Below are 26,878 nucleotides of genomic sequence, written 5' to 3' on the forward strand. Positions count from 1 at the left end.
ACAACGGGCAGTGCAACGGCACTCGCCCGGCTCAATCAACGGCTTTCGCCGGCCTTAACCTGACTTAGCCGCCGCCCTGGTTGCGCACCAGGGCCACCACCAGGTCGGCCTCGGCCCGGGCGATGTTGCAGCGGTCGGCAATGGTCTGGGCATCGTGGCCGGCGGCAGCCATCTGCATGGCGTCGCTGTACAGGGGCGACATGTGCTGGGTCGCCTGGAGCTGGGCAAAGCGCTCGCGCATCTCATCCTGGACCACCGCCAGCTCACCCTGCAAGCGCACGATTTCCTGGCGCAACTGGGTCAGGTCGCGCTCGATGGCCTGCACCACCGGGGTATCGGCCACTTCGGCGGCCAGGTTGATGGGCCGGGGCGGAATCACCGGCGCGGCCGGCGCCATGGCCGGCTCCCGCGGCTGTTCGCGCACGGGGGCGACGGAAGGCGGGGCCGTCTCCTGGACGGCCGCGTAGAGCCGGGCGCCCGTGGCCGGCCCTGCCTCGGCCCGTTTGGCCACCGGCACGGCCGGCGCGTCCTCGGGCGATACGCTCTCGCTGGCGGCCTCGACCTCGGCCTGGCGGCGCAGGCGGCGGTAGCGCAACACCACCGCCAGGATGTAGACGGCAAGCAATACGACGATCGCCAACAGGGCGTCGCGCACGCTCAGGACGGTGCCCGCAGGAAAACCAAGGGCTGCCAAATCAAACATGGGCAAACACGAAAACAGTCATTGCAGCGGGGAAGGGAAAGGGGGAAATCGGGCCGTCTGGCACCACGACCAAGCATTATGCCAGAGGCCTCGCCCCCACCGCCCCGCCAGGGCCGTGGTTTTCTTGCCCAGCCGGTGGGCAGGCCCGGACAGCCGCCAGCGCCGTGCACCGGGCGGAATTGATCGACTGCGCAGGGGCCGCCGGGTGGCAACCGGCGACCCGATCACCGCCCCCCTTGGCGCAGACTCGCCGCCAGGCCGGTCGCCAGCCGCGCCGCCAGAGCGTAGAGGGTCAGCTGCGGATTGACCCCGAGGGAGGTGGGCAGCAGGCTGCCATCGGCCACGCTGAGGCCTTCCAGTTGGTGGTGGCAGCCATCGGGCCGGGTCACGCCGCCCCGGGGTTCCGGGCTCATGGCACAGCCGCCCATGACGTGGGCGCTGACCACCCGGGCGCGGCCGGTCTTGAGGGGCAGTCGCGCCAACTGGGCCTCCGCCGCACTCCCCGCCGCCATGGGGCGGGCGTCCAGATGCACCGGCATGACGCTGCCGGCGCCAGCGGCGAACTGAATCTCCGCCATGGCCTGCCAGGCGCGCCGCGCCGCCTGCCAAAAAGTGGCATTGAGCGGATAGTCGAGACGCGGGTCGCCGTAGCCGTCGAGCACCACCCGCCCCCCGGGGCTGTCCGGCGAGAAGCCGTCGCGCACCAGGGCCAGCACGATGTGGCTGTGGGCCAAGCCAGCCATGAACTCCTGGTGGCGGGTGCCGAAATCGCCCATCACCACCGCGGCGATGAGGGGATGGACCGGCGGCACCTCGAGTTTGAAGCCCAGGGAGCCATCGCTCGGCCACAGGTAATCGTCCACGTAGATCGACTGAGGCGCCCCGGCAAAGGGATTGACCGCCTCGGCAAAGGTGGCGGCGGACAGCAGCACCGGGTGGAGGAAGGTGCGGGCGCCCAGGGTGCCGTAGGGGTCGGGCACCCGGGAGCGCAGCAGCAGGGCCGGGCTGCCAATGGCCCCGGCAGCCACCACCACGTGGCGGGCGCGCAGGGTCAGGGTCACGCCCCGGCGCACCTGGCCGAAGGCATCGACCGGATGGGCGCGCAGGCCCTGGACCCGCGAGCCGTCGTGCAGCAGCGCCTCGGCGCGTACCCGGGAGAGCAGGGTGGCGCCGGCGGCCATGGCCGCCGGGATGGTGGTGACCAGCATCGACTGCTTGGCGTTGGTCGGGCAGCCCATGCCGCAATAGCCCAGGTTCCAACAACCCTTGACGTTACGCGGGATGACCTTGGGCGCAAGCCCCAGGCGCGCCGCCCCTTCGGCCAGCAGACCGTTGTGGCGGTTGGGCGGCACCGACCAGGGGGCCACCGACAGCCGCGTCTCCATGCGTTCGAACCAGGGCGCCAGGACCTCCGGGGTGAACTCGGCCAGCCCATGGACGTCGCGCCAATGGGCCAGAGTCGCCGCCGGGGTGCGGAAGCTGGAACACCAGTTGACCAGGGTCGAACCGCCCACGGCCCGCCCCTGGAGGATGCCCACCCCCTCGTCTACGGTCTTGCGCCCGGCGGACTCCTGGTAGAGGGCCGGATAGGCCTCCCGCTCCAGCATGTTGAAGTCCCGGGAGGTGCGCAGGGGCCCCTCTTCCACCAGGAGCACCGACAGCCCGGCCTGGGCCAGGATCTCGGCGCATACCCCGCCGCCGGCGCCGCTGCCGACGATGACCACGTCGGCGGACAGGGCGCGGTCTTCGCCCAGCGTGGCGCCGTCCAGATGGCGCGCGCGCCAGGGGCCGGCGAAGGCGTCGCCGACGGGATCGGGAAGCTGACTCATGACAGGAGCCTCACAGGCGGGGCGGGCCGGCGTAGCCGGTCCCGGCCCAGTGCTCCGGGTCGCCGTACCAGACGCCCAGAACCAGATCGTGAAGACCGGCGTAAGCCTTGTTGAGCAAGGCCAGGTCGGCATCGCGCCAGGCCGCCAGGGCCCGGGCGGCCTGCGCCGGGCTGATGTGCTGCCAGGGTGTCGCCGCATCGGCCAGGCCACCCAGGCCGAGCAAGGCGGCCCGGCCGCCCCGGGCGGTGAGCAGATCGAAGAGCGTGCGCAGATCGTCCCGGGTGCGCGGCGGCAGGCCGGCGATGGCAATGTCCACGCCCTGGGCCAGGGCCGCGCCATGCTCCCGGGAGAAGGCGGGACGGACTCCGACAAGCAGTGCGCCGGCCAACGCCACCAAAACCGCCCGGTCGGCGGCATCGAGGAAGTGGTAAACGTGGCCCGGGTCGTCGAGGCGCGAGCCGTCGCCCCGGCTGCCCCACCAGGCGGCGGATGCCAGGGCCAGGCCGCCGGCCAGGGTCGCGGCCAGGACGCGGCGGCGCCCCGGGGAGGCGAGCCCCTCGGCGACGCCGGGGGAATGTGGCGTAGGCGTGCTCATGGGCACGGCGGCCGGCCGAGCATCAGCCGCAGGATCAGGCGCTGCAGGCGCCCCCGCCAAGTGCCGCCCGACGCTCCGTAGGGCGGATGAAGCAGGGATGCCGGAGTCCAGCGCCCCTGGCGCAACACGGCGCGCACCTGGGAAAAGGTGAGAAAGCCCTCATGTCCGTGGTAGCGCCCCATCCCGGACGCCCCGACCCCGCCAAAAGGCAGGTCGTCCACGCCGACGTGGAGCAGGCAATCGTTCACCCCCACCCCGCCGGAAGCGGTGGCGTCCAGAGTGGCCGCCACCCGCAGCGGGTCGGGATCGAACAGGTAGAGGGCCAGGGGGCGGTCGCGCCGATTGATGTAGGCCAGCGCATCCTCATGGCGGTCGTAACTCACCAAGGGTAGCAGGGGGCCGAAGATTTCTTCCTGAAGCAAGGCTGCATCCTCGGCCACCCCGGTGAAGATGGCCGGCACCAGACGCCGCCCGACCGAGGCCTGATCCGGCAACAGCGGATGGCGCACGGCGCCGCTGGCCAACGCCTCGTCGGACCAGGCACGCAGGCGCTTGTAGTGATGCTCGTGGGCGATGGCGGCGTAGTCGGGGCTGGCGGCATGGCCGTAGAGGCGTACCGCCGCGGCCTGGGCATGGGCGATGAACGCGTCTTCCTGCCCCCGCGGCAGCAACACGTAGTCCGGGGCGACGCAGGTCTGCCCAGCGTTGGCCAGCTTGGCAAAGACGATGCGGTCGGCAGCCAGGGCCAGGTCGGCGCCGGGGGCCACCAGGGCCGGCGACTTGCCGCCCAGCTCCAGGGTCACCGGGGTGAGGTTGGCGGCGGCGGCCGCCATCACGCGCCGCCCCATGGCGGTGGAGCCGGTGAACAGCAAATGGTCGAAGGGTTGGCGAGTGAATGCCCGGGCAAAGGCCAGGGGGTCATCACCGGGAGCCTCGCGTACCACCCGTACATGGTCCGGCGCGAAGGTGGCGGCGATCAGTTCGGCAAAACGGGCAGCAAAGGCCGGCGAATGCTCGGAGCACTTGATCAACACCCGGTTGCCGGCAGCCAGGGCGGCGGTGAGGGGCCCCACGGCGAGGAACAAGGGATAGTTCCACGGCACCACGATGCCGACCACGCCGAGAGGCTGGTAGCGCACCTGGGCGCGGGCCGGCCAGAACCACAGCCCGGCGTGACGCTTGCGCGGACGCATCCAGCCGGCCAGGCGGCGCCGGGCGTCGGCGATGCCGGCCAGGCTGGGAAAGAGTTCGAGCAACTCGGTTTCCCGGACCGGGCGGCCGCCGAAGTCGGCAGCGATGGCCGCGGCCAGTTCCGGCCCCTGCCGGCGCAATGCATCGGCGAGAGCGGCCAGGTGGGCGCGACGCACGGCCGCCCGGGGCATCGGCTGGGCGGCGAAGCCACGGCGCGATTCGGCGAAGGCCGCATCCAGCGCCGGGAACGTGCCGGAGGAGACGGCCGGGGAATGGCCGGTACCGGGAAAGGGGGAGACGGTCATGACGGCTCCAGGCAGGGTATGGCGTTCAGGCGGCGTGTTGGCGGGTAGCGCCAGGCGCCGGCCCAGCGGCGGGGCGTTCCAGCTGCACCAAAACCTCCGGTGGTGGCAGGGACGCGTCTCCCGTTCCGTCTTCCGCCTCGGCCCGGGCCGCCAGCTTGGCCTTGTAGAAAGTCTTGGTGGCCACGTAGACGGTTTTTTCCAGCTCCACGTGGGCCACGCCGTGGCGGTCCTTGAGTTCGACGCAGAACGTCGGTGTGCACTCCCCCTTGTCCAGCACCTCGCGGCGGATCGCCTCGACCCGCTCGACGGGAATGTAAAAATCGGCGAACAGGTGGCTGCGCCCAGGACGCTTATAGCGGATGCTGCCGGCCTTATCCCAGACGATCACGTCATTGCCCAGTTGCAAGGCGAGCAGCATGGCGAACATGGGATCGGTAAAGGCATACAGACTGCCGCCAAACAGGGCGCCGGCCGGATTGCGGGTTTTCCACGAATAGGGCAGCACCACCTTGATCCGGTCCAGGTCGCGGGAGACATGCACCACCCTTCCGCCGGTAGCGCGGTAGGAGGGGTAGAGGTTGAACCCCCACTTCAAAAGCGTTGCCCGCCAGGCGGCGGGCACACGGTCGATCAGTTTGGGACGCATAGCAGTGGGTACCGAAAAAACGGGACGACCGAAGAGGAGGGAGAGACGGCCGTCCCGTTCTGCCTAGGACAGTGACCGGGCAGAATCGGCAGGATCAAAGGGACTCGAACACCCCGGCAGCCCCCATGCCGGTGCCGATGCACATGGTCACCATGCCGTACTTGCCGCCGGTGCGCTTCAGGCCGTGCAGCAAGGTAGCGGTACGGATCGCGCCGGTGGCGCCCAAAGGATGGCCCAGGGCAATAGCGCCACCCAGGGGGTTCACCTTGTCCGGGTTCAGCCCCAGTTCGCGGATCACGGCCAGGGACTGGGCGGCAAAGGCTTCGTTGAGCTCGATCCAGTCCAGATCCTCGTGCTTCAGGCCGACCTGCTTGAGCACCTTGGGGATGGCGGCGATGGGGCCGATACCCATGATCTCCGGCGCCACCCCGGCCACGGCGAAACCGACGAAGCGGCCCAGGGGGGTCAGGTTGTACTGCTTGAGGATCTTCTCGGAGACCAGCAGCACCGCCCCGGCGCCGTCGGACATCTGGGAGGAGTTGCCGGCGGTGACCGAACCCCGGGCGTTGAACACGGGTTTGAGCTTGGCGAGCTTTTCCAGGCTGGCGTCGGCCCGGGGGCCTTCGTCGGTATCGGCCAGCTTCTCGACGATGCGCACGGTGCCGGTCTTGAGGTCCGGCAGGTGGGCACGGATGGTGTAGGAGCTGGTCTCGGCCTTGAAGTGGCCGGCGGCAATGGCCGCCACCGCCTTCTGGTTGGAGGCCAGGGCGAAGGCGTCCTGATCCTCGCGGCTGACCTGCCACTGCTGGGCGACCTTCTCGGCGGTGAGGCCCATGCCGAAGGCGATGGCCCGGTTCTCGTCGTGGGCGAACACTTCCGGGTTGATCGAGACCTTGTTGCCCATCATCTGGTTCATCAGGCTCATGGTCTCGGTGCCGGCGGCCAGCATCACGTCGGCTTCACCCAGGCGGATGCGGTCGGCGGCCAGGGCCACCGCCTGCACGCCGGAAGAGCAGAAACGGTTGATGGTCAGCCCAGACACGCTCTGCGGCAAGCCGGCCAGCAGCGCGCCGATGCGCGCCACGTTCATGCCCTGCTCGGCTTCGGGCATGGCGCAGCCGACGATCACGTCGTCGATCAGGGCCGGGTCCAGGCCGGGGGCCTGAGCCACCACCGATTTGAGGGCGTGGGCCAGCATGTCGTCCGGACGGGTGGTGCGGAACATGCCGTTGCGCTTGCCCACGGGCAGGCGCGTGGCGGCGACGATGTAGGCGTCTTGGATTTGCTTGGTCATGAGTATTCTCCTCCGGCCGCTCAGTTACGCAGGGGCTTGCCGGTTTCCAGCATGTGCGCGATGCGCTGCTGGGTCTTTTCGGTCTTGAGCAGTTCGACGAACTCGCGCCGTTCCACGGTGAGCAGCCATTCCTCGTCCACCAGGCTGCCCGGCTCCACGTCGCCGCCGCACAGGGCCACCGCGGCGGAACGGGCCACCCGGTAGTCGTAGGGGGAAATGAAACCGCCCTCGGCCATGTTGGTCAGCATCAACTCCAGGGTGGCGATGCCGGGACGGCCGCAGACCTTGATGTTGCGCGCCGGCAGGGGCGGCCGGTAGCCGGCGTCGGCCATGGCCCGGGCGCGTTTCAGGGCGATGTAGAGAAGCTCGTGGGGGTTGAAGACCACATCGTCGGCTTCCTGGATGAAGCCGTAGTCCTTCGCTTCCAGAGCACTCTTGCCGACCTTGGCCATGGCGATGGTGGTGAACACGTTCTGGATGTAGGGGAACGGGTCGTTGCCGGCCTGGGTCTTGGCCAGCTCGGAGGCGCGCCGGGCGAATTCCTTGCTGCCGGCGCCGGCGGGGATCAAACCGACGCCCGCTTCCACCAGGCCGATGTAGGACTCCAGGGCCACCACCCGGTGGGCGGCGTGCATGACGAACTCGCAGCCGCCGCCCAGGGCCATGCCCTGCACCGCGGCCACGGTAGGCACCTTGGCGTAACGCAGGGTCATGGAGGCACGCTGGAACTTGGCCACGGTCTTTTCCAGCAGGTCGAACTGGCCGGCCTTGATGGCCTCGCTCACCTGCTGCAGGTTGGCGCCCACGGCAAACGGCGGCTCGTGCCACAGCACCACGCCGTCGAGCTGACGTTCCGCCCGGGCCACGGCCTCGATGACGCCGTCCAGGACCTCGTCGCCGATGGCGTGCATCTTCGACTTGAACGAGACGATGCCGATGCGGGCGTCGGCCTGGGGAAGGGTCCACAGGCGCACCCCGTCGTTCTCCCAGAGGGTCTCGCCCTGGCTCCGCGGAGTCTCGCCGAGCACGGTCTCGGGGAACAGCTGGCGCTGGTACACCGGCAGGCTGGAGCGGGGCTTGAGGGCCTGTTCCGCGGCAGACCAGGAGCCGGCGGGCTCATGCACCCCATTGCGTTCGAGCACCCAGGCGGGCAGCGGGGCGGAAGACATGGCGCGGCCGGCGGCGATGTCGGCCTGGACGGCTTCGGCAATGGCTTTCCAGCCGGCGGCCTGCCAGGTCTCGAAGGGCCCCTGGGTCCAGCCAAAGCCCCAGCGCATGGCGAAGTCCACGTCCCGGGCGTTGTCGGCGATGTCGGCCAGATGGTAAGCGCAGTAATGGAAGATGTCGCGGAAGATGGCCCAGAGGAATTGGGCTTGTTTGTGGCTGGAAGCGCGCAGGGCGGCGAATTTCTCGGCCGGATTGCGGATCTTGAGGATGTCGGCGACTTCCGGGGCAATCTCGCCGGCGGAGGGAAGGTAGCCCTGGCTGGCCAGGTCGAGCACGTGGATGGCCTTGCCTTCTTTTTTGAAGATGCCGCAGCGGGTCTTTTGCCCCAGGGCGCCGTTCTGGATGAGGGCGGCGAGCCAGGCCGGAGCGGCGAAGTGGGGGTGCCAGGGGTCGTTCGGCAGGGTGGATTGCATGGTGCCGATGACGTGGGCCAGGGTGTCCAGGCCGACCACGTCGGCGGTGCGGTAGGTGGCGCTCTTGGGCCGGCCGATCTTGGGACCGGTGAGGGCGTCCACCTCGTCGAAGCCGAGGCCGAAGGCCTGGGTGTGGTGCATCACCGCCAGGATGGAGAACACGCCCACCCGGTTGGCGACGAAGTTGGGGGTGTCCTTGGCGCGCACGATGCCCTTGCCCAGGCGCGAGGTGACCCAGGTTTCGAGCTGATCGAGCATGGCCGGGTCGGTGTCGCGGGTGGCGATCAGCTCGACCAGGTGCATGTAGCGCGGCGGGTTGAAGAAATGGATGCCGCAGAAACGGGCGCGGCGATCGGCCGGCACGGTGTCCGACAGTTTGTTGATCGACAGGCCGGAGGTGTTCGAGGCGATGATGGCGCCGGGCGCCAGATGGGGCGCGATCTTGCGATAAAGGTCTTCCTTCCACTCCATCTTCTCGGCGATCGCTTCGATTACCAGGTCGCATTCGCCGAGCAAGGCAAGGTTCTGGTCGTAGTTGGCGGCGTCGATGTAGTTGAGCCGGTCCCGGGTCGCCCAGGGCGCCGGATCGAGCTTCTTGAGCCCGTCGATGGCCTTCTTGACGATACCGTTCGGATCGCCCTCCTTAGCGGGCAGGTCGAAGAGGACCACCGGTACGTCGGCGTTGGCGAGATGGGCGGCAATCTGGGCCCCCATCACCCCGGCACCGAGCACGGCGGCCTTGCGGACGATGAAGTTGCTGTTCCCGTTCATGATCTTGTCTTTATGAAGGTCGCGGCCCGACCCGGATGACACCTGCCGGGCCGCGACGTGTTGCAGGAGTACGGCTTAGAACTTGATGGAGTACTGGGCGCCGAGGATGTAGGCACTGTCCTTGTAGGTGCCGACGACATTGCCGCGATTCTCAGTCGCTGCGGTCTGGTTATTGTTGATCTTGGCGTCCGGCACCAGCAGGTAGGCAAAGCCCACATCCACCGCCTGATCCTTGGCCGGCTTCCACTGGGCGCCGATCGAGAACCAGGTACGGTCGTTGTCCGGCAGGGAAGCCAGACGGGTAGAGGCATTCTTCACCGGGGTCTGGTCATAAGCGATACCGAGCTTCAGTTTCCAGGCGTCGTTGACCTTGTAGTTGGCGCCGAGGGCCACCCGCCAGGCATCCTGGAACTCGGTATGCAGAATCTGCGCCACGCCACCGTTGGCCCGTGCTGCCTGCGAGTTGGACAACACATCCAGCTTCTTGATCGTGGACCAGCGCGTGAGGGACACATCGCCGAGCATTTCCCAGCGGTCGGACAGGGCCTGGGTCACCGAGAGAATGAACGTATCGGGAAGATTGACGCTGACCTTGGCGTTGCCATTGGCGGCGGAGAAGCCGCTACTCAGGTTGCCCTCCACCTCATGCTTCACCTGGGAGCGGTAGGAAACCCCCACCTTGGTGCTCGGTGCCAGAGTGAACAGGGCCCCCACGTTCCACCCCCAGGCCCAGTCGTCAGCTTTTAGAGTAACGAACTGCGTACCCAAATAAGAGGTTGGCGGAGTCCCGAAGGGGATGTTGTTCTGAGGAACAATGCGGCGCACATATTCCACGTCCAACTTCTGGTAGCTCACCCCAGCCCCCAGAGAGACCGTGTCGTTGACCTTCCAGGAGATTGACGGGTTGATGTTGATAGTCTTGACGTCGAACTTGATCGACTGGGCCGAACCAACCCAATCCGGGTTGTATTCGGACTTGAGGCCGAAGGGAGCGCCAAGCCCCAAGCCAACGGAAATATCCTTGGTGATGCCATAGGCCAAATACGCATTGGGCACATAACCCGTATCGCCAGCATCACCACCATTGGAACCTTGAGCAGATTGACCACCGAGCCCTTTGGAACCTTCGTTGGAAAACTTGTAGCTCGGCGTAATGGCGTTGAAGCCCACCGACACCGACGCACCTTCACCCAGGACGCTCATGGCCGCCGGGTTGTAGAACTGCACCGAGGCGTTTTCCGCATTGGCAGCGGAACCGGCGTAGGCGTTGCCCAGTCCGCTGGCGTTCTGTTCGAGCAGCTGGAAACCGGACGCGGAGGCATAGCCGGAGGTCAGGGCGAGAATCGCCGCGGGGATGACGCGCAAAGCAGTCCCTTTTTTCATGGGTGAAGTCTCCTCTTTCACTGATGGTGATGGTTATGGTGCTTATATTCGGAGAGCGGGCTCTCCGTGCTTTCGCCCACCGGCCATAGCCGATGGGAAGAAACGGGAACAGGGACGGCTCGTGCGCATGGGCGTCATGCCTGAGTGGGCAACGGCCGCTTATTGCCATCGGCATCGATGGCAACGTAGGTCAGGGTGGCCTCGGTGACCTTCACCGTGACCGGATCGGACGGGTTGCGCTCGGCATAGACCTCCACGTCCACCGTGATCGAGGTGGTGCCTTCACGGACGATGCGGGTATAGAAACTGACCACGTCGCCCACCGAGATCGGCTGCTTGAACTGAAAGGCATTCACCGACACGGTGGCGACCCGCCCCTTGGCACGACGCATGGCGTCGATGGCGCCGGCCACGTCAACCCGGGCCATCACCCAGCCGCCAAAAATGTCGCCGTTCTGGTTCAGATCGGCTGGCATGGGGACCACCCGCAGGGCAGGCTGGCGGTTGGGGATGAGGACGGGATCGTTGGACATGGCAGGCTCCGAAGCAATGGCGCCGTCAGCCGTGGTTCGTGGAACGGCCGGCGGCGCGCTGGTTGGCGTAATGAAGGGGGCCGCCGGTAAAGGGTGCGAACCCCGTGCCGAATATTACGCCGGCGTCCGCCAGCTCCGCGTCGGCCACGATGCCTTCATCAACCAGTTGTTGCGTCTTCGCCAGCAAGGGGGCCACCAGGCGTTGCGCCAATCCGGCAGGAACCGTCCCGGCGCCCCCCTTGGCCGGCTTGCCGCTGGCGAAGTCGTAGAAGCCGCGACCGCTCTTCTTGCCCAGGTTACCGGCGGCCACTTTCTCGGCCAGGCAGCGCGGCGGCTCGACGTTGCCACCCGCGCCGGCAGCCAGGGTCTTGCCCGCCGCCATGGCGATGTCCAGGCCCACGGTGTCGGCCAATTCGATAGGACCCATCGGCATGCCGAAGGCTTCCATGGCCGCATCCACGGTTTCCGGGGCAATGCCTTCATCGACGCAGCGCATGGCTTCGAGCATGTAGGGGGCCAGCACCGCGTTCACCAGGAAGCCCGGGGCGCTTTTCACCGGCAGGGGCAGCTTGTCGATCTGCTTGACGAAGGCGCAGGCGTTGCGGAAGGCCGCGCCGTCAGTACCGCCGGCTTCCACCACCTCGACCAGGGGCATCATCGGCACCGGGTTGAAGAAGTGGATGCCCACCAGCCGCTCGGGCCGGTTCAGCACCGTGCGCAGGTCCTCGATCTTCAGGCTGGAGGTATTGGTGGCCAGCACGGCCTCGGGCTTCATGCGCGCTTCCAGACTCTTGAGCAAGGCGTGCTTGGCCTCCAGATTCTCGAAGATGGCCTCGATCACCACGTCGGCGTGGGCGGCTCCGGCACCGCTCGGGTCGGGAATCAGGCGGTCCATGGCGGCGCGTACCAGCAGCTTGTCCTTCAAGCGCCGCTCGAACAATTTCTTTGCCCGGGCAATGGCCGGGGCAATGCGGGACAGATCCTGGTCCTGCAGGGTCACGGTGATGCCCTTCAGGGCCGCCACGGCGGCGATGTCGCCACCCATCACCCCGGCGCCGACCACATGCAGACGCTGGGCCTTGAAAGCGCCATCCTTGCCGAAGCCCTTGAGGCGTTCCTGCAGGTGGAACACCCGCACCAGGTTCTTGGCCGTATCGTTGCCGGTGATGCGCGCCATGACCTCGGGGGCGGCCAGGGCGTTACCGTTGTGGTGCTGCCAGAAGTCGATGATGGCGTAGGGGGCCGGGTAGTGCTCGGGGCGGGCCTTCTTGGCCACCTGCTTGCGCGCGCCGTTGGCCACCACACCCTTGAGCGGACCGTTGAGCAGGCGGGCCATGAAGGGCATGCGCCGGGCCGGCTTGCCGGAGAGCACCAAACCCCGGGCGGCGTTGTGCATCACCCGGGGGGCGACGCACTCGTCGGCCAGGCCCAGGCGCTTGGCCTTTTTGGCGTCCACGTTGCGGCCGGTGAGCATCATGTCCAGAGCTACCTGGGGGCCTACCAGGGCCGGCAGGCGCTTCATGCCGCCCCAGCCGGGGAAGATGCCGAGCATGACCTCGGGCAGGGCGAACTTGGTGCCCGGCTCATCCACCGCCACCCGGTAGCGACAGGCCATGGCCAGTTCCAGACCGCCGCCCAGGCAGTGGCCGCGCACCAGGGCCAGGGTCGGATAAGGCACGGCGGCGAGCCGCTCGAAAACGTTCCAGCCCAGGGCGACGAAGCCCTTGGTGGCTTCCGGGGAGGCCAGGGCGGTGAATTCGCCGATGTCCGCCCCGGCGACGAAGCCGGCGCTCTTGCCCGAGGTGATGATCAGGGCCTTCGGGGGCTGGCCGTCGAGATGGGTGAGCAGGCGGTCGAGCTCTTCGAGCACCGCCTTCGACAAAGTATTGGCCGATTCGCCGGCCCGGTCCAAGGTCGCCCAGGCGATCCCAGCGGCGTCGGTGCGCAGTTGCCAGTGGCTGAGCTGCTGCATGTTCAGGTCGTTCATGTTCATGGTCGCGGAGGAATTCGTAAGTCAGTAAAAGGCGCTCAGCGGGCCGTGTCGGCCTGGTCAACCGGAGATTCGCGGCTGACGAAAGCCAGAGAAACGGCACCGGGACCGACGTTGATCGCCGCCGTGGCGCTCATCGGCGCCACCAGGATCTGCACGCCCTGCTCCCGGGCGGCCTTGGCCAGGTCGCCGTAACCCGGCAAATCGGGCACCGCGTCCAGGTCGCCGCCGTAGCTCAGGCAGACGAAGGGGGCTTCAAGGCCAGCGCGGATCTGATGCACGGCGTTTTCGAACATTCGCTCCACGCCGCTTGCGAAGCCGCGCACCTTGGCCACCGGCCCGGTCTCGTCCATATGGCAGTGCAATATCGGTTTGACGTCGAGCATCGAGCCCAGGGCGTAGGACCCCCAGGTGACGCTCTTGTCGCCCTTCTTCTGGGCGCGCTTGAAGATGTGGAACAGGTCGGTGGGCACCAGGTAGGTATGGGTGCCCGCCACCAGCTTCTGCAGCCGGTCGCCGATTTCGCTGGGGGTCTTGCCGGCGGCCACCAGGCGGGCCAGTTCGGCCACCTGCACCGCCTGGCCGGTGAACATGTTGCGCGACGAGGCCACCGCCAGGCCGAAGCGTTCCGGCAGTCCGGCGGCGCGGCGCACGTCCTTGTATTTGGCCAGGATAGTGCGGGAGGCCCGGGTGGCGTTGTCGAAGATCGGGCTGCGCTTGGCGGTGATGGTCAGGCAATAGACGAAATCGAACTCCAGGGCCAGTTTCTCCAGAAACAGGCGCTCGATCTGCTCAACGGTGTAGGGGATGGACTCGGCGAAATCCTCGTCGCGCTTGTCCAGGTACTTGCGGTAGAACTCCTGGGTTGCCAGCGGCTCCCGTTTGTCCTCGACGATGCGCCCGCCCACGCGCAGAGCGATGGGCAGCATCACGATGCCGTGCTCGTCGATGAACTCGCGGGGCAGATCACAGCAGGAATCCACCACGATGCCGATCCTGAGTTTGGCCATGGCCGTCGTCCCGGATGGCGCTCAGAGGGTTTCCACCAGCATGGCGCCGCCTTGGCCGCCGCCGATGCAGATCGAGGCGATACCGCGCTTCTTGCCCTGACGGCGCAGCACGTGCAGCAGGTGCAGGACGATGCGCGCGCCGGAGGCGCCCACCGGGTGGCCCAGGGCCACGGCCCCGCCATCCACGTTGAGGCGGGCGGTATCCAGCGTGCCCAGGGGCGCGTCCAGCCCCAGCTCGTCGCGGCAGTAGGCCGGGTCGGCCCAGGCGCGCTGGCAGGCCAGCACCTGGGCAGCGAAGGCTTCGTTGATTTCCCAGGCATCCAGGTCGTTGAGGCCCAGGCCGTGGCGTTGCAGGATCGGCGTGGCGGCATGGACGGGGCCCAGGCCCATCTGGGCCGGATCGAGACCGGCCCACTGACTGTCGCTGATCTTGCCCAGGGGGTCGAGCTTCCAGCGTTCCACTGCCGCTTCCGACGCGAGTAGCAGCCAGGCAGCGCCGTCGGTGACCTGGGAGCTGTTGCCGGCGGTGACGTTGCCGTACTTGCGGTCGAACACCGGCCGCAGCTTCTTCAGGTTGTCCAGGGATGAATCGGCGCGCACGCCGTCATCCTCCGGGTAGATCTTGCCGTTGCCATCGACCAGGGGAACGATCTCGCCCATGTGGCCGGCGACCCGGGCGGCCACGGCGCGGCGGTGGGATTCCACGGCGAAAGCATCCATGTCCGTGCGATCCAGGCCGAAGCGGAAAGCCAGGTTTTCGGCGGTCTGGCCCATGGTCAGGCCCAGCACCGGATCGGTGAGGCCCTTCAACAAGCCGATCACCGGCGCCAGGTAGCCGAGCTTGAAGCAGCGCAGGGCGGCCAGCTTCTGCCCGGCGGTCTTGGTGGCGTACCAGCGCGACAGCCACACCACCATCTGTTCGGAAAACAGCAGGGGTGCCCGGGACAGGGCATCGACACCGCCGGCCAGAACCAGCTCGGAACGGCCCGACTGGATGTTGGCAATGGCCGAATCCAGGGCCTGCATGCCCGAGGCGCAGTTGCGCATCACCGTCCAGCCCGGGACGTAGTCGCCGCAGCCCAGGCGCAGCGCCACCATGCGACCGATGTTGGCCTCGTCGGCCGACGGCGCGGCACAGCCAAGGATGACCTCGGACAGGTCGGTAGGCAGGAAGGGTTGGCGCGCCAGCAGGGTGCGACCAGCCTGGGTCGCCAGGTCGGACGCCCAGAACGGGCCGGGAGCGTTGCGCGCCTTGAGGAAGGGGGTGCGCGCACCGTCCACCACGTAAACGGGCTGGAAAGGCCGGGATTGTGGATGGGAGTGCTGTTGGGCTTGCACGGTCATGCTGTCTCCTCCTACTGCATTCTGCGGGGCCCGCGCCGCGCCGAAGCTCAAGGCATTCGCGCGGGCCACCCCGGCCAGGCTCTTGGCTCGGCCGAGTCCGGGGTGGCGCGGGGAGTGGCGTTACGGGATCAGGCGGCCTTCTTCGCGCTTGGCTGGGCGGCAGTCGCCACCCCCAGGTCGAAGGGGAAGTCGTCAACCCGGATGACGATGTCGCGCAGGTGGTTGCGGCGCTTGACCACCTCGTACTCCGCGGCACTGATGACCTTGGCCTCGAAGGCGGCGTGGGCGATGTCGCGCACGTTGGCCAGGGGGTTGTTGTCGAAACGGCCAGCCTTTTCGGCGTCGCGGATCTTGGCTTCCACCCGTTCGGCCGCCAGGGTCGCTTCCAGGGCCAGTTCGATGGCGCCCACCGCATCCTCTTCGCGGCGATCGACGAAGGTGTCCGAGGCCAGGCGTTCCCGGGCGGCCGAGGGGTTGATCAGCAGCTTGGCTACCTGATGGCCGACGTCGTCGGACGGCACCACGTAGGGATGGCCCAAGGGGAAGATGACGCGCTTGAGGAACCAGCCCACCAGCTTGTTCGGGTAGTTGGCGATGACGCCGTCGAAGGCTTCCTGGGCCTGGTACATGGCATCCCACACTGCCCAGTGCACCAGGGGCAGGTCGTCCCTCTGCCGGCCGTCGTCCTCGAAACGCTTGAGGGTGGCGGAGATCAGGTACATCTGGGAGAGGATGTCGCCGAGGCGGGCCGACAGCTTCTCGCGCCGCTTCAGGCCGCCGCCCAGCACCAGCATCGACACGTCGGCGAGGAAAGCGAAGGCCGAGGAGAAGCGGGTGAGCTGCTGGTAGTAGCGTTTCACTTCCGGGGCCACGTCCGCATTGACGCCGACGAAGTGGCTGCCGGTCAGGCCCATGCCCAGGGCGCGCAGGCCGTTCTTGAGGGTGTAGCCGACGTGGCCGAACAGGGCGGCGTCGAAGTCGTTCAGGCCGGCCGCGGCATCGGGGTTCTGGGCGGCGCGCATCTCGGCGAGGACATAGGGGTGGCAACGGATGGCACCCTGGCCGAACAGGATCAGGCTGCGGGTGAGGATGTTGGCGCCTTCCACGGTGATGCCGATGGGAATCTGCTGGTAGGCGCGGCCGAGGAAGTTGGAGGGGCCAAGGCAGATGCCCTTGCCGCCGATCACGTCCATGCCGTCATTGACCACTTTTCGGGCCCGCTCGGTGACATGGTATTTGGCGATGGCGGAGACCACAGAGGGTTTCTCGCCCAGGTCCACCGCCCCGGCAGTCATCGTGCGGGTGGCGTCCACCAGGTAGGTGTAGGCACCGATGCGGGTCAGGGCCTCTTCGACCCCCTCGAACTTGCCCACGGCCATCTTGAACTGGCTGCGCACCCGGGCGTAGCCGCCCACGGCACGGGCCGTCATCTTGGCCATGCCGGTGTTGGACGACGGCAGGGAGATGGAGCGGCCGGCGGCCAGGCACTCCATCAGCATGCGCCAACCCTGGCCGACCATTTTCGGCCCGCCGATGATGAAGTCCAGGGGCATGAACACGTCCTTGCCCCGGGTCGGGCCGTTCATGAACACGGCGTTGAGCGGGAAGTGACGGCGGCCCACATCCACGCCCGGGTGGTCATGGGGAACCAGGGCGCAGGTGATGCCGATATCTTTCTTGTTACCCAGCAGGCCATCCGGGTCGTAGAGGCGGAAGGCCAGGCCGAGGAGGGTGCACACCGGCGCCAGGGTGATGTAGCGCTTGTCCCAGGTGACGCGCATACCGAGCACTTCCTTGCCTTGCCAGGTGCCCTTGCAGACCACGCCATAGTCGGGGATCGAGGCGGCGTCGGAGCCGGCCCAGGGGGAAGTCAGGGCGAAGGCCGGCACTTCCAGGCCCTTGGCCAGGCGCGGCAGGTAGTGGTTCTTCTGCTCGTCGGTGCCGTAGTGCAGCAGCAGTTCGGCCGGCCCCAGGGAGTTGGGCACCATCACCGACACGGCCAGGGCCGAGGACCGGGTGGACAGTTTGGTCATCACCTGGGAGTGGGCGTAGGCCGAAAAGCCCAGGCCACCGTACTGCTTGGGGATGATCAGGCCGAGGAAGCCCTTGTCCTTGATGTACTGCCAGGTCTCGGCATCCAGGTCATAACGATGGTGCGACACCTCCCAGTCGTTGGTCATGCGGCAGGCGGTTTCCACCTCGTTGTCGAGGAAGGAACGCTCTTCGGCCGTCAGCACCGGCTTGGGGTAGGCGTGCATCTTCTTCCAGTCGGGCTTGCCGCGGAACAGATCGCCTTCCCACCACACGGTGCCGGCTTCGAGCGCTTCGCGCTCGGTATCGGACATGGACGGGAGGATGCGCTTGTAGATCCCAAAAAGAGGCCGGCTGATCAGCGCCCGCCGCAGGGGACGGATGCTGATCAGCGCGACTAAAGCCAGCAGTACTCCGAGGAGTACCAGTGTTACCGCTGGCAGAGGGATGACCGAAATCGTCATGGCTGTCTCCAATTTATGGTCTTGGCCGGTGTCCGGCTCTGATGTGCGTGTGGATGGGGTAAGACGAAAACGTGGCTCAGGCGCCCGGCGGCAGGCGGCCGGGCGGCAACTGGGGCAAGGGGGCGCGTAGGCCGCCGAGCAGGAAGGGCATCAGGCGGGCCTTGAGCTGGCGGGCCGCTTCGGCCTCGACGTCGGATTCGGACACTTCGAAGCCGTCGATCAAGGACAGGATGTCGGTTTCGGCGATGGCGTAAGACATGGCGCCGAGCATGAAGTGGAAGCGCCAGGCGATCTCTTCCCGGGGCACGTCGGGCAGGGCACGGAAGAGCGCATCCTTGAAGCGGTCCATCACCTCGGCGTACTCGCCGGCAAAGAAGGTGCGGATGAAGGCGGCGGGCTCGGTCATGGTGCGGCCCAACAGGCGGAGAAAGGTCATGCCGCCCAGGGCCGGATCCTCACCCATCTTGAGCAGGGTGCCGAAGAAGGCTTCGACGATCAGGGACGGCTTGAGCGGCTTACCGCCGGCTTCCGTCTCCAGGGCATCGAGCACCGCCAGACGCTCGGCGTTGAGCCAGGCGAGACGGCGGCGGAACACTTCACGCAGCAGGTCTTCCTTGGAGCCGAAGTGGTAATTGACCGCCGCCAGGTTGACCTGGGCTTCGCCGGTGATCATGCGCATCGAGGTGCCGTCGTAGCCGTGGGCCATGAACAGGCGCTCCGCCACATCGAGGATGCGCTCAGCGGTGTCGCTGCTCTGGGCGGCGGATTTGGCGTCTTTGGTATCCGGGACGGTCATTTTCGGGACGGCGCTCATGGGTTGGCTGCTTTATCTGGCTATGATTCAAACGTTCGTTTAAATCATAGGGAAGATTATCGCCCCGTGCAAGCACCCCCACGACATTTTTTCTTGGTACCAACGAAAACGCCCCGGCAAGCCGGGGCGTCGTCCGATGCAATACCAGCTTTCGTCGCGTTAGCCGGCCATCACGTGCTCGATCAGGCGGCGCACCGTGGCCGGCTCGAAGGGTTTGTCGCACACCGCCGAAACACCGGCCTGCTCCACGGCGGCGAGGCGCCCCTGATCCTGCTCGCTGGTGACCATCAGCACCGGCACGGCGTTCTGCCAGCTCTGGGTGCGGATGTATTCGGTCAGCGCCTTGCCGTCCATTTCCGGCATGTTGTAGTCGGTGACCACCAGGTCCACCAGGGTTTCCGAAAGCAGACCGATGGCCTCGCGGCCGTTCTCGGCTTCGAGGATGCGCTCGATGCCCAGGCTCTCCAGCATGCGACGGATGTGACGGCGGGCCATCGGGCTGTCGTCCACCAGCAGCACCTTGAGGCTCTCCACGTCCAGGTTGAGGCTTTCGTGGTGGGACTCGAAACTGAGCACGGCGCGCAGCGCCCGGGCCAGGCGCTCATCGTCGAAAGGCTTTTCCAGGATGCAGCAGGCACCGGACTGGCGCACCGGATCGAGCACCTGGGGACGGGTTTCGCTGGAGATGAGCACGAAAGGCACGGTTTCCAGCCCCTCCTCGCCGCGCATCGCCGCCACCAGGGCGGTGCCGGTGCCGTCGGGCAGGTACAGGCTGCTCACCACCACCGACGGCCGGGCCTCGCGCAGGGCGCCCAGGGTGGCAGCCTGGGAGGTGAACACATCCACCCGGGTGGCACCGGCGCGCAGCAACATCTGCTCGACCAGCCGCGCCTGGGTGGCCGACGGTTCGACCAGGTAGACGGTGATCCCGGAAAACGACGAAACCTGCACCATGAATCCTCCCTTTTATGTTTTAAGAATGTGGCGGCGAGGATAGCACGGGCCTGTTACGGCGCGGCTTCACGGCCCCGGGCGTCCAGGTCGGCGCGAACCAGGGCGATGTGGGTGCGCAGGGTGTATTGCAGGTCGAGGAAGGCCAGGGGCAGGCGGCGGCGGAAGGCCTGCTCCTCGATGCGCGCCAGGCGCTCCCGGTAGCTGGCCAACTGGGCCGGATCGAAGCGGTTGCGGATGTCGCTTTCGAGGAACTTCAGCTCGCCGTAAAGGCGGAATACCCGGGAGCGCACCCGCCAGGTGTACAGCGCCGGCGCCAGGCGGAACACCGGCAGGAGCAGCGCCAACAGGGGGATCAGCAACACCAGCAGCCGGTCGGCGAGCACCGCCGCCCAGAACGGCAGGTAGCGCTGCAGCAGCGGCGGGCCGGACTTGTAGTAACGCTCGGCCTGGGGCGCCAGAGGGAAGGTCTGCTCTTTCACCGCGGGGAAATCGCCGCGTCTCTGGAAGAAGCCGGCCTCCCGATGCACCTCGCTGGCGGCCTCGAGAAACAGCCCGGCCAGCGCCGGGTGCAGGTCTTCGTGGATCACCAGGTTGGCCGTGGGCGCCAGCAGCACCACATCGTCGGCCGGATAGTCGCGGACCAGGTCCACCGCCCCCCGGGGCAGGACGATGCGCGACAGGAAGGGAAAGCGCCGGGTGTAGGCGTCGGCCTGGGCAAAGCTCATCAGCGCCACCCCGGGACTGTGCAGCAGCGCCTGCACCGCCGGCGCCTCCGGCCCGGCGATCAGGAAGGCCGCGTCGATGCGCCCCTGGGTCAGGGCTTCCGCGGCCTTCAGCCCGGTCAGGTCGGAAAGACGCGCCTCGACCCGGTTGGCGTCGAGCAACTGGGTGGCGAGCAGGCGCACGCCGCTGCCCTCGCCGCCGATGGCCAGGCGCTTGCCGGCCAGCTGGGTGAGTCGGGCCACGGGGCCGGCAGGGAAGGCGGCGGGCCGATAGAACACCCACAGCGGCTCGTAGTACATCGCCCCGAGGGAGTGCAGCGGCAGCGGCTCCTCCGCCGTCACGTTGCCCGGCGCCGGCTGGATGCCGCCCTGGACAAAGGCGATCTTGGCCGGATCGTCCGGATTGAGCAGACGCGCCAGGTTGTCAGCGGAGCCATTGCTGGTCTGGACCTCGACGCTGATGCCATTGCGCGCCAGGATCGCCGCGTAGCGCTTGGCAAAGCCGTAATAGGCACCGCTCTCGGCGCCGGCGGCAAACACCACGTGGCGAGGCGGCGCCGGCTTGACGTACTGGAAGGCGATGGCAAACCCGGCCAGCACCAGCAACACCCAGGGCCAGAAGGTGGCGATCAGGTCGCGCCAGGTGGCGAGAAAGGCGAAGCGTCGCGGGGGTTCAGCGGTGACGGGCCCCGGATCGGCAGCCGGGGCGGCGTCTCGGGACGGTTCCGGCGGAGGAGCGGAAGCAGGAGGCATGGGCGAAGCTCAGGGGCATGTGCTGGAAAGGCGCACCAGGCGCGGATCTCCAGCATGGCACCCCGGAAAGCCGCGCCAGATCTAGCGCTGCGGACAGGCACCGTGAAGATGCCCGTCCCTTCTAGGTTTCCGGCATGGTCGAAAACCAATGCCGGAAACTCGGCATTACGGAATGAGCACCGTGGAGCCGACCGTCTTGCGCGCTTCCAGGTCGCGATGGGCCTGAGCGGCATGCTTGAGGGCATAGGTCTGCTTGACCTCGATCTTGACCTTGCCCGACAGCACCACATCGAACAACTCGGTGGCCAGGGCCTCCAGATCGGCTCGCTTGCCGGTGTAGTCGGCCAGCTTGGGCCGGGTGAAGAACAGGGACCCCCGATTGGTCAGTTCCAGAGCTTCGAAGGCCGGCACCGCGCCGGAGGCGTTGCCGAAACTGACCATCATGCCCAGGGGGCGCAGGCTGTCCAGGGACGCCCAGAAGGTGTCCTTGCCGACGCCGTCGTAGGCCACCGCCACGCCTTCGCCGCCGGTCAGCTCGCGCACCTTGGGCGCCACCGCCTCTTTGGTGTACAGGATGACGTGGTCGGCGCCATGGGCGCGGGCCAGGGCGGCCTTCTCCTCGCTGGAGGTGGTGCCGATCACCGTGGCGCCGAGGGCCTTGGCCCACTGGCAGGCGATCAGCCCGACCCCGCCGGCGGCGGCGTGGATCAGCACGTTGTCACCAGGCTGGACCCGGTAGGTGCGGCGCAGCAGGTAGGCCGTAGTCAGCCCCTGCAGCATCATCGCCGCACCGGTTTCGAAGGAGATCGCGTCAGGCAGGCGCACCAGCCGATCGGCGGGGATCAGGCGCACCTCGGAATAGCCGCCCAGGGGGCCGCCGGCATAGGCGACCCGGTCGCCAATCTTGAGGTGCTGCACGCCCTCGCCCACCGCCTCCACCACCCCGGCGCCTTCCAGGCCAATGCCGGAAGGCAGGGGCACCGGGTACAGGCCGGTGCGGTGGTAGGTGTCGATGTAGTTGAGGCCGCAGGCATGGTGGCGCAGGCGCACCTGGCCAGGGCCGGGGGCACCGACGTCGACGGCCTCCCATTGCAGGACTTCGGGGCCGCCGGTCTGGTGGAAACGGATCGCGTGATTGGTCATGGGAAACTCCTGGGGAAGGAAACAGCGTTGTTGTTGTACGACAAAAAAGCGCGCGACGCTCACCCCGCCGGCGGGGCCAGGAAGGCCTGCAGCAGGGTGGTGAAGTAATCTGGGCAGCACAGGTTGGACAGGTGGGCGGCACCGCCGATCACCTGCAGCCGGGCGCCGGGAATGGCGGCGGCGATCGCCTCGGCCATGGCCGGCGGGGTGCCCGCGTCCTGGTCGCCGACGATCACCAGGGTCGGGCAGCGGATCAGGGGCAGGCGCGATGCCAGGGTCGGTTCCTCGCCCATCCGGGCAATGGCGTGGCAGCAGCCGGCATAACCGGCTGTGGCGGTGGCGGCGACGATCTCGCCGACCCGGGCCACCAGTTCGGGCCGGGCCTGGCGCACTTCGGCGGTGAACCAGCGTTCCAGGGTCGCGGGCACCAGGGGCGCCACGCCCCCCTCCTCCACCTGGCGGATGCGTTCCGGCCAGGCGGCCTGGGCCTCGGGGGGATAGGCGGCGGTGGTGTCGGCCAGCACCAGCCGGGCGATCTTGGCGGGATGGCGCAGGGCCAGGGTCATGCCGACCATGCCCCCCAGGGAAATGCCGACCAGGGAAACGGGGGGCAGGCGCAGGGTGTCGATCAGGGCGGCGACGTCGTCGGCCAGGCACTCCAGGGTGTAGGGCCCGGGGGGGACCTCGCTGCCGCCATGGCCGCGCAGGTCCACGGCGACGCAGGTGTGGGTGGCGCGCAGGATCTCGATCTGGGGAGCCCAGATGGTGTGGTCGGCCCCCAGGGAATGGAGGAACACGACCGGCGGGCCATCGCCGCGCCGATCGCAGGCCAGCACGACACCGTTGGCGGAAATATCCATGGCAAGGGAAGGACGCCCGCGACGGCGCCCCGGGGTTGATGGCGGGCTACGACTATAGCGCCAGCGCCGGGGGGCTCCAAGCCCGTCGCCCGTGCCGCCCGATGAACGGAAACACGCGCCCACTCAAGCCCGGCCGCCCGGGGCCCCGGCGGCCGGACCGCTTACCTTCAGGCGCCGGGCAGTTCGATGCCCTTGAGGCGCCGGTACAGGGTGACGGCGTAGGAATCGGTCATGCCCGAGATGAAATCCACCACTTTGAGCAGGCGCAGGTAGGGATCTTCATCGGGGCGCCCCGCCGGCCCGAGGAACTGGGCGGGCAACAAGGTAAGCAGCACCTTGCTGCGGGTGGAGGGCTTGGCCCCGCCGGCCAACTGGGCGGCCTTTTCCTCCACGGCGGTGACGAAGCACTCCAGCAGGCCGGCCAGCACCTCGCAGCCAGCCGCTTCCACCTCCATGGCGGCACGGCAGATGTAGATCTTCTCGTAGGAAATGCGCTCGATCTCGTCGAGGGAGTCCTTGACCCGGGACTGGGCAAGCAGTTCGTCGTCCCAGGTCCCATCCACGATCGCGGCCTCGTTCTCCAGGAAGCAGGCACCGGCCTCTTCCACCAGGCGGCCAATGGCCTTGGCGCGCAGGTATTCGATGCGCTCCTTGGGCTCGACGATGTGGGCCAGGCGGCTGGCCCGGTCCGGCCCACCGGCCACGGTGAGCAGCAGAGATTCGGCCGTGTCGTAGCTGATCACGCCGAGACGGGCAGCGTCCTCAAAATCCACCACCCGGTAGCAGATGTCGTCCGCCGCCTCCACCAGGAAAGCCAGGGGATGGCGCCGCCACGCCCCGGGCGCCTCGTCCCGGGCCACCAGACCGACGGCTTCGGCCGCCTCGGCAAAGAAATGGGCATCGGCCTGAAAGTAGCCAAACTTCTTGGCGCTGCGCCCAGTCAGGGGCTGCTCGGTCCACGAGGGGCAGGGGTACTTGGCGAAGGAGGCCGCCACCGCCGCGGTGAGCTGCAAGCCCCCCGGGTTGGACGGGCTCTGCAACTGGGCGAGCAGGCGAAAACCCTGGGCGTTGCCTTCGTAACGCTCGAAGTCGGCCCGCTGGGCGCCGGTCAGGCCGTGCTTGTCGAACAGGCCCGAGGCGCAGAACCAGTCGCGGATGGCATCCTCGCCGGCGTGGCCGAAGGGCGGGTTGCCGATATCGTGAGCCAGGCAGGCCGAGGCCACCACGGCGCCGAAGTCGGAGGCGTGCAACTGGTCCTGCAACTGGTGGCGCTGCACCAGGATGCGGCCCACCGCCGTGCCCAGGCTGCGCCCGACGCAGCTCGCCTCCAGGCTGTGGGTCAGGCGATTGCGAACGTAGTCGCTCTGGGCCAGGGGAAAGACCTGGGTCTTGTCCTTCATGCGCCGGAAGGCGGCGGAAAAGACGATGCGGTCGTAGTCCTGCTGGAAGGCGGTGCGGTCCGGTTCGCCCCGGTGGGTGGCGCCGGCAGTGCCGATGCGCTGCACCGACAGCAGCTTCAGCCAGCGTTGCGGCAGGTTGGACGGGGCGTCGTCAGGCAGGAGCAAGGGCATGGTGGATTCCGGAAAAGGCGAAGGAACGGAACGCTCAGACGGGTTCGAGCTTGGCGTACTCCAGGGCCAGCCACTTCACCCCGACGCCGCTGAAATTGACCTGGACCCGGGCGTCGCTGCCCCGTCCCTCGGCGGCGACGATCACCCCGGTGCCGAACTTGGCGTGCTTGACGCTCTGGCCGATGCGCAGGCCCTTGCCCGGGCCTTCCTGGGCGAAAGCCGGGGTGGCTGACGCGGTAGCCCCGGTCATGCCGGCACCGCGACCCTCGCTGCGGGGCAGGGCGCTGTTCCACTTGCTCTGGGACGAAACGCCCCAGCCCGGGTAGGCGGTTTCCCGGGAGGCGACGCTATTGACCCGGGCGAGCAGTTCTTCGGGCAGTTCTTCCAAGAACTTGGACGGCAGGCAGTAGCGGGTCTGGCCGTGCAGCATGCGGGTCTGGGCATGGGCCAGGTAGAGGCGCTTGCGCGCCCGGGTGATGGCCACGTACATCAGGCGGCGCTCTTCTTCCAGGCCGCCTTCTTCCATCACCGCGTTCTCGTGGGGGAACAGGCCCTGCTCCAGGCCGGAGATGAACACCACGTCGAACTCCAGGCCCTTGGCGGCGTGCACGGTCATCAGCTGCACCGCCTCCTCTTCCGCCCCGGCCTGGTGGTCGCCGGCTTCCAGGCTGGCGTGCTGGAGGAAGGCCGCCAGTACCGCCCCCAGGTCGTCGCCATTGACCGGCGTGCCGTCCAGGGTGATTTCGCCGCCGGCGAATTCCCGGTCGAAGTTGGCGGCGGCGTTGATCAGTTCGTCCAGGTTCTCCAGCCGGTCCTGGCCTTCCTTCTCGCCCAGGTAGTGCTGGCGCAGGGTGGAGCGCTCGATGACATGCTCCACCGCTTCGGGCAGGGGCAGGCCGGCGGTTTCCTGGCGCAGGCTTTCCACCAGGCGGATGAAGGCGGCCACGGCGGTGCCGGCCTTGCCGGTGAGACTGGCGGCGGCGTTGTACAGGCTGGAGTTGGTCGTATGGGCAACGCCCTGGAGGGCTTCCAGGGAACGGGCACCGATGCCCCGGGTGGGGAAGTTCACCACCCGCATGAAGGCGGTGTCGTCGTCCGGATTGGCGATCAGGCGCAGGTAGGCCAGGGCGTGCTTCACCTCCTGGCGCTCGAAGAAGCGCAGCCCGCCATAGACCCGGTAAGGCACGCCGTGGCTGAACAGTTCGTGCTCCAGCACCCGGGACTGGGCGTTGGAGCGGTACAGCAGGGCGATCTGGCTGCGCTCGGTGCCGTCGCGCACCAGCTCGCGGATCTCGTCCACCACGAAACGGGCCTCGTCCAGGTCGGACATACCCTCGTAAACCCGGATCGGCTCGCCGGCACCGGCATCGGTCCACAGGGTCTTGCCCAGGCGATCCCGGTTGCGCGTGATGAGGGCGTTGGCGGCGTCCAGGATGTTGCCGTGGGAGCGGTAGTTCTGCTCCAGGCGGATCACCGTCTCCTGGGCGAAGTCGCGCTCGAACTCGCGCATGTTGCCCACCTCGGCGCCGCGGAAGGCGTAGATCGACTGGTCGTCGTCGCCCACGGCGAACACCGCCGCCGGCGGGGCGTCGGTAGCCCGCTGTTCGAAGCCGGCCATCAGCTTCAGCCAGGCATATTGAAGCCGGTTGGTGTCCTGGAACTCGTCCACCAGGATGTGGCGGAAGCGGGCCTGGTAATGGGCGCGCAGGGGCTCGTTGTGGGACAGCAGCTCATAGCAGCGCAGCAGCAGCTCGGCGAAGTCCACCACCCCCTCGCGCTGGCACTGGGCCTCGTATTCGGCGTAGAGGGCAACGCGGCGGCGGGTGTAGTCGTCCCAGGCCTCGGCTCGGTTGGCGCGGATGCCCTGCTCCTTGTGGCCGTTGATGAAGTGCATCAGCTCCCGGGGCGGGAACTTCTCGTCGTCCACGTTGAGGTTCTTCAACAGCCGCTTGATCGCCGAGAGCTGGTCCGCCGAATCGAGGATCTGGAACAGCTGGGGCAGACCGGCGTCCTTGTAGTGGGCGCGCAGCAGCCGGTTGCACAGGCCGTGGAAGGTGCCAATCCACATTCCGCGCGGGTTCACCGGGATCAGGGCGCCCAGGCGGGTGACCATTTCCTTGGCCGCCTTGTTGGTGAAGGTCACCGCCAGGATGCCGTGGGGGCTGACCTGGTGGGTGGCGATCAGCCAGGCGATGCGGGTGGTGAGCACCCGGGTCTTGCCCGAACCGGCGCCAGCCAGGATCAAAGCCGATCGGGCCGGCAGGGTGACCGCCTGGTGTTGAGGTGGGTTGAGATTGGCCAGCAGGCCGGAGTCGGGGGAAGAATCGATCAT

Annotated in this window: 20 protein-coding genes; all 20 read right to left on the bottom strand. The window is 67.8% G+C overall.

All coding sequences use genetic code 11. The features are described 5' to 3' along the window. Positions 1-64: 64 nt before the first annotated feature. Entirely contained in the window at positions 65-703 is a 639-nt protein-coding gene (locus tag OTERR_RS13515; protein WP_149426087.1) for a DUF2802 domain-containing protein, read from the bottom strand. 224 nt (positions 704-927) lie between these two features. Then, on the bottom strand, positions 928-2,532 hold the full coding sequence (locus OTERR_RS13520; RefSeq protein WP_149426088.1) for a GMC family oxidoreductase: 1,605 nt from the start codon (positions 2,530-2,532) through the stop codon (positions 928-930). Between the two features lie 10 nt (positions 2,533-2,542). After that, complete coding sequence (locus OTERR_RS13525; protein WP_149426089.1) at positions 2,543-3,127, bottom strand: hypothetical protein; 585 nt, start codon at positions 3,125-3,127, stop codon at positions 2,543-2,545. Continuing rightward, a complete protein-coding gene (locus OTERR_RS13530) occupies positions 3,124-4,623 on the bottom strand; it encodes an aldehyde dehydrogenase family protein (RefSeq protein WP_149426090.1) in 1,500 nt (499 codons plus the stop codon). The genes OTERR_RS13525 and OTERR_RS13530 overlap by 4 nt, the downstream gene beginning before the upstream one ends. A gap of 25 nt (positions 4,624-4,648) precedes the next feature. Next, on the bottom strand, positions 4,649-5,269 hold the full coding sequence (locus OTERR_RS13535) for a DUF4442 domain-containing protein (RefSeq protein ID WP_149426091.1): 621 nt from the start codon (positions 5,267-5,269) through the stop codon (positions 4,649-4,651). A gap of 94 nt (positions 5,270-5,363) precedes the next feature. Then, entirely contained in the window at positions 5,364-6,563 is a 1,200-nt protein-coding gene (locus tag OTERR_RS13540; protein WP_054620221.1) for an acetyl-CoA C-acyltransferase, read from the bottom strand. A 20-nt stretch (positions 6,564-6,583) separates the two neighbouring features. Further along, complete coding sequence (locus tag OTERR_RS13545) at positions 6,584-8,974, bottom strand: 3-hydroxyacyl-CoA dehydrogenase/enoyl-CoA hydratase family protein (RefSeq protein WP_149426092.1); 2,391 nt, start codon at positions 8,972-8,974, stop codon at positions 6,584-6,586. Between the two features lie 75 nt (positions 8,975-9,049). Further along, positions 9,050-10,357: an OmpP1/FadL family transporter gene (locus OTERR_RS13550; RefSeq protein ID WP_149426093.1), complete on the bottom strand. Its 1,308-nt coding sequence runs from the start codon at positions 10,355-10,357 to the stop codon at positions 9,050-9,052. Between the two features lie 134 nt (positions 10,358-10,491). After that, positions 10,492-10,890 carry an acyl-CoA thioesterase gene (locus tag OTERR_RS13555; RefSeq protein WP_149426094.1) on the bottom strand — a complete coding sequence of 133 codons (399 nt, stop codon included), beginning with the start codon at positions 10,888-10,890 and terminating at the stop codon, positions 10,492-10,494. A 25-nt stretch (positions 10,891-10,915) separates the two neighbouring features. Continuing rightward, complete coding sequence (locus OTERR_RS13560) at positions 10,916-12,877, bottom strand: 3-hydroxyacyl-CoA dehydrogenase NAD-binding domain-containing protein (protein ID WP_149426095.1); 1,962 nt, start codon at positions 12,875-12,877, stop codon at positions 10,916-10,918. 41 nt (positions 12,878-12,918) lie between these two features. After that, a complete protein-coding gene (locus OTERR_RS13565) occupies positions 12,919-13,890 on the bottom strand; it encodes a DegV family protein (protein ID WP_054620216.1) in 972 nt (323 codons plus the stop codon). Positions 13,891-13,911: 21 nt separating this feature from the next. Continuing rightward, positions 13,912-15,234, bottom strand: a complete 1,323-nt coding sequence (locus OTERR_RS13570; protein ID WP_149426096.1) for an acetyl-CoA C-acetyltransferase — start codon at positions 15,232-15,234, stop codon at positions 13,912-13,914. Between the two features lie 128 nt (positions 15,235-15,362). After that, positions 15,363-17,729, bottom strand: a complete 2,367-nt coding sequence (locus OTERR_RS13575) for an acyl-CoA dehydrogenase (RefSeq protein ID WP_149426097.1) — start codon at positions 17,727-17,729, stop codon at positions 15,363-15,365. Between the two features lie 76 nt (positions 17,730-17,805). Further along, positions 17,806-18,543, bottom strand: coding sequence for a TetR/AcrR family transcriptional regulator (locus OTERR_RS13580; RefSeq protein WP_223115954.1), 738 nt, complete (start codon positions 18,541-18,543; stop codon positions 17,806-17,808). 159 nt (positions 18,544-18,702) lie between these two features. Then, positions 18,703-19,497: a response regulator gene (locus OTERR_RS13585; protein ID WP_149426098.1), complete on the bottom strand. Its 795-nt coding sequence runs from the start codon at positions 19,495-19,497 to the stop codon at positions 18,703-18,705. 53 nt (positions 19,498-19,550) lie between these two features. After that, positions 19,551-20,972 carry a TAXI family TRAP transporter solute-binding subunit gene (locus OTERR_RS13590; RefSeq protein ID WP_149426099.1) on the bottom strand — a complete coding sequence of 474 codons (1,422 nt, stop codon included), beginning with the start codon at positions 20,970-20,972 and terminating at the stop codon, positions 19,551-19,553. Between the two features lie 165 nt (positions 20,973-21,137). Then, positions 21,138-22,115: a quinone oxidoreductase family protein gene (locus tag OTERR_RS13595; protein WP_149426100.1), complete on the bottom strand. Its 978-nt coding sequence runs from the start codon at positions 22,113-22,115 to the stop codon at positions 21,138-21,140. A gap of 59 nt (positions 22,116-22,174) precedes the next feature. Beyond that, positions 22,175-22,975: an alpha/beta fold hydrolase gene (locus OTERR_RS13600; protein WP_149426101.1), complete on the bottom strand. Its 801-nt coding sequence runs from the start codon at positions 22,973-22,975 to the stop codon at positions 22,175-22,177. Positions 22,976-23,142: 167 nt separating this feature from the next. Further along, complete coding sequence (locus tag OTERR_RS13605) at positions 23,143-24,546, bottom strand: deoxyguanosinetriphosphate triphosphohydrolase (RefSeq protein ID WP_149426102.1); 1,404 nt, start codon at positions 24,544-24,546, stop codon at positions 23,143-23,145. A 34-nt stretch (positions 24,547-24,580) separates the two neighbouring features. Further along, positions 24,581-26,878: a UvrD-helicase domain-containing protein gene (locus OTERR_RS13610; protein WP_187775247.1), complete on the bottom strand. Its 2,298-nt coding sequence runs from the start codon at positions 26,876-26,878 to the stop codon at positions 24,581-24,583.

Source organism: Oryzomicrobium terrae (genome assembly GCF_008274805.1).
Classification (GTDB): domain Bacteria; phylum Pseudomonadota; class Gammaproteobacteria; order Burkholderiales; family Rhodocyclaceae; genus Oryzomicrobium; species Oryzomicrobium terrae.

What these genes read in the sequence shown, in the direction of transcription:
- OTERR_RS13515 (WP_149426087.1), bottom strand. Translation starts at nt 703, where the DNA reads ATGTTTGATTTGGCAGCCCTTGGTTTTCCTGCGGGCACCGTCCTGAGC.
- OTERR_RS13520 (WP_149426088.1), bottom strand. Translation starts at nt 2,532, where the DNA reads ATGAGTCAGCTTCCCGATCCCGTCGGCGACGCCTTCGCCGGCCCCTGG.
- OTERR_RS13525 (WP_149426089.1), bottom strand. Translation starts at nt 3,127, where the DNA reads ATGAGCACGCCTACGCCACATTCCCCCGGCGTCGCCGAGGGGCTCGCC.
- OTERR_RS13530 (WP_149426090.1), bottom strand. Translation starts at nt 4,623, where the DNA reads ATGACCGTCTCCCCCTTTCCCGGTACCGGCCATTCCCCGGCCGTCTCC.
- OTERR_RS13535 (WP_149426091.1), bottom strand. Translation starts at nt 5,269, where the DNA reads ATGCGTCCCAAACTGATCGACCGTGTGCCCGCCGCCTGGCGGGCAACG.
- OTERR_RS13540 (WP_054620221.1), bottom strand. Translation starts at nt 6,563, where the DNA reads ATGACCAAGCAAATCCAAGACGCCTACATCGTCGCCGCCACGCGCCTG.
- OTERR_RS13545 (WP_149426092.1), bottom strand. Translation starts at nt 8,974, where the DNA reads ATGAACGGGAACAGCAACTTCATCGTCCGCAAGGCCGCCGTGCTCGGT.
- OTERR_RS13550 (WP_149426093.1), bottom strand. Translation starts at nt 10,357, where the DNA reads ATGAAAAAAGGGACTGCTTTGCGCGTCATCCCCGCGGCGATTCTCGCC.
- OTERR_RS13555 (WP_149426094.1), bottom strand. Translation starts at nt 10,890, where the DNA reads ATGTCCAACGATCCCGTCCTCATCCCCAACCGCCAGCCTGCCCTGCGG.
- OTERR_RS13560 (WP_149426095.1), bottom strand. Translation starts at nt 12,877, where the DNA reads ATGAACGACCTGAACATGCAGCAGCTCAGCCACTGGCAACTGCGCACC.
- OTERR_RS13565 (WP_054620216.1), bottom strand. Translation starts at nt 13,890, where the DNA reads ATGGCCAAACTCAGGATCGGCATCGTGGTGGATTCCTGCTGTGATCTG.
- OTERR_RS13570 (WP_149426096.1), bottom strand. Translation starts at nt 15,234, where the DNA reads ATGACCGTGCAAGCCCAACAGCACTCCCATCCACAATCCCGGCCTTTC.
- OTERR_RS13575 (WP_149426097.1), bottom strand. Translation starts at nt 17,729, where the DNA reads ATGACGATTTCGGTCATCCCTCTGCCAGCGGTAACACTGGTACTCCTC.
- OTERR_RS13580 (WP_223115954.1), bottom strand. Translation starts at nt 18,543, where the DNA reads ATGAGCGCCGTCCCGAAAATGACCGTCCCGGATACCAAAGACGCCAAA.
- OTERR_RS13585 (WP_149426098.1), bottom strand. Translation starts at nt 19,497, where the DNA reads ATGGTGCAGGTTTCGTCGTTTTCCGGGATCACCGTCTACCTGGTCGAA.
- OTERR_RS13590 (WP_149426099.1), bottom strand. Translation starts at nt 20,972, where the DNA reads ATGCCTCCTGCTTCCGCTCCTCCGCCGGAACCGTCCCGAGACGCCGCC.
- OTERR_RS13595 (WP_149426100.1), bottom strand. Translation starts at nt 22,115, where the DNA reads ATGACCAATCACGCGATCCGTTTCCACCAGACCGGCGGCCCCGAAGTC.
- OTERR_RS13600 (WP_149426101.1), bottom strand. Translation starts at nt 22,975, where the DNA reads ATGGATATTTCCGCCAACGGTGTCGTGCTGGCCTGCGATCGGCGCGGC.
- OTERR_RS13605 (WP_149426102.1), bottom strand. Translation starts at nt 24,546, where the DNA reads ATGCCCTTGCTCCTGCCTGACGACGCCCCGTCCAACCTGCCGCAACGC.
- OTERR_RS13610 (WP_187775247.1), bottom strand. Translation starts at nt 26,878, where the DNA reads ATGATCGATTCTTCCCCCGACTCCGGCCTGCTGGCCAATCTCAACCCA.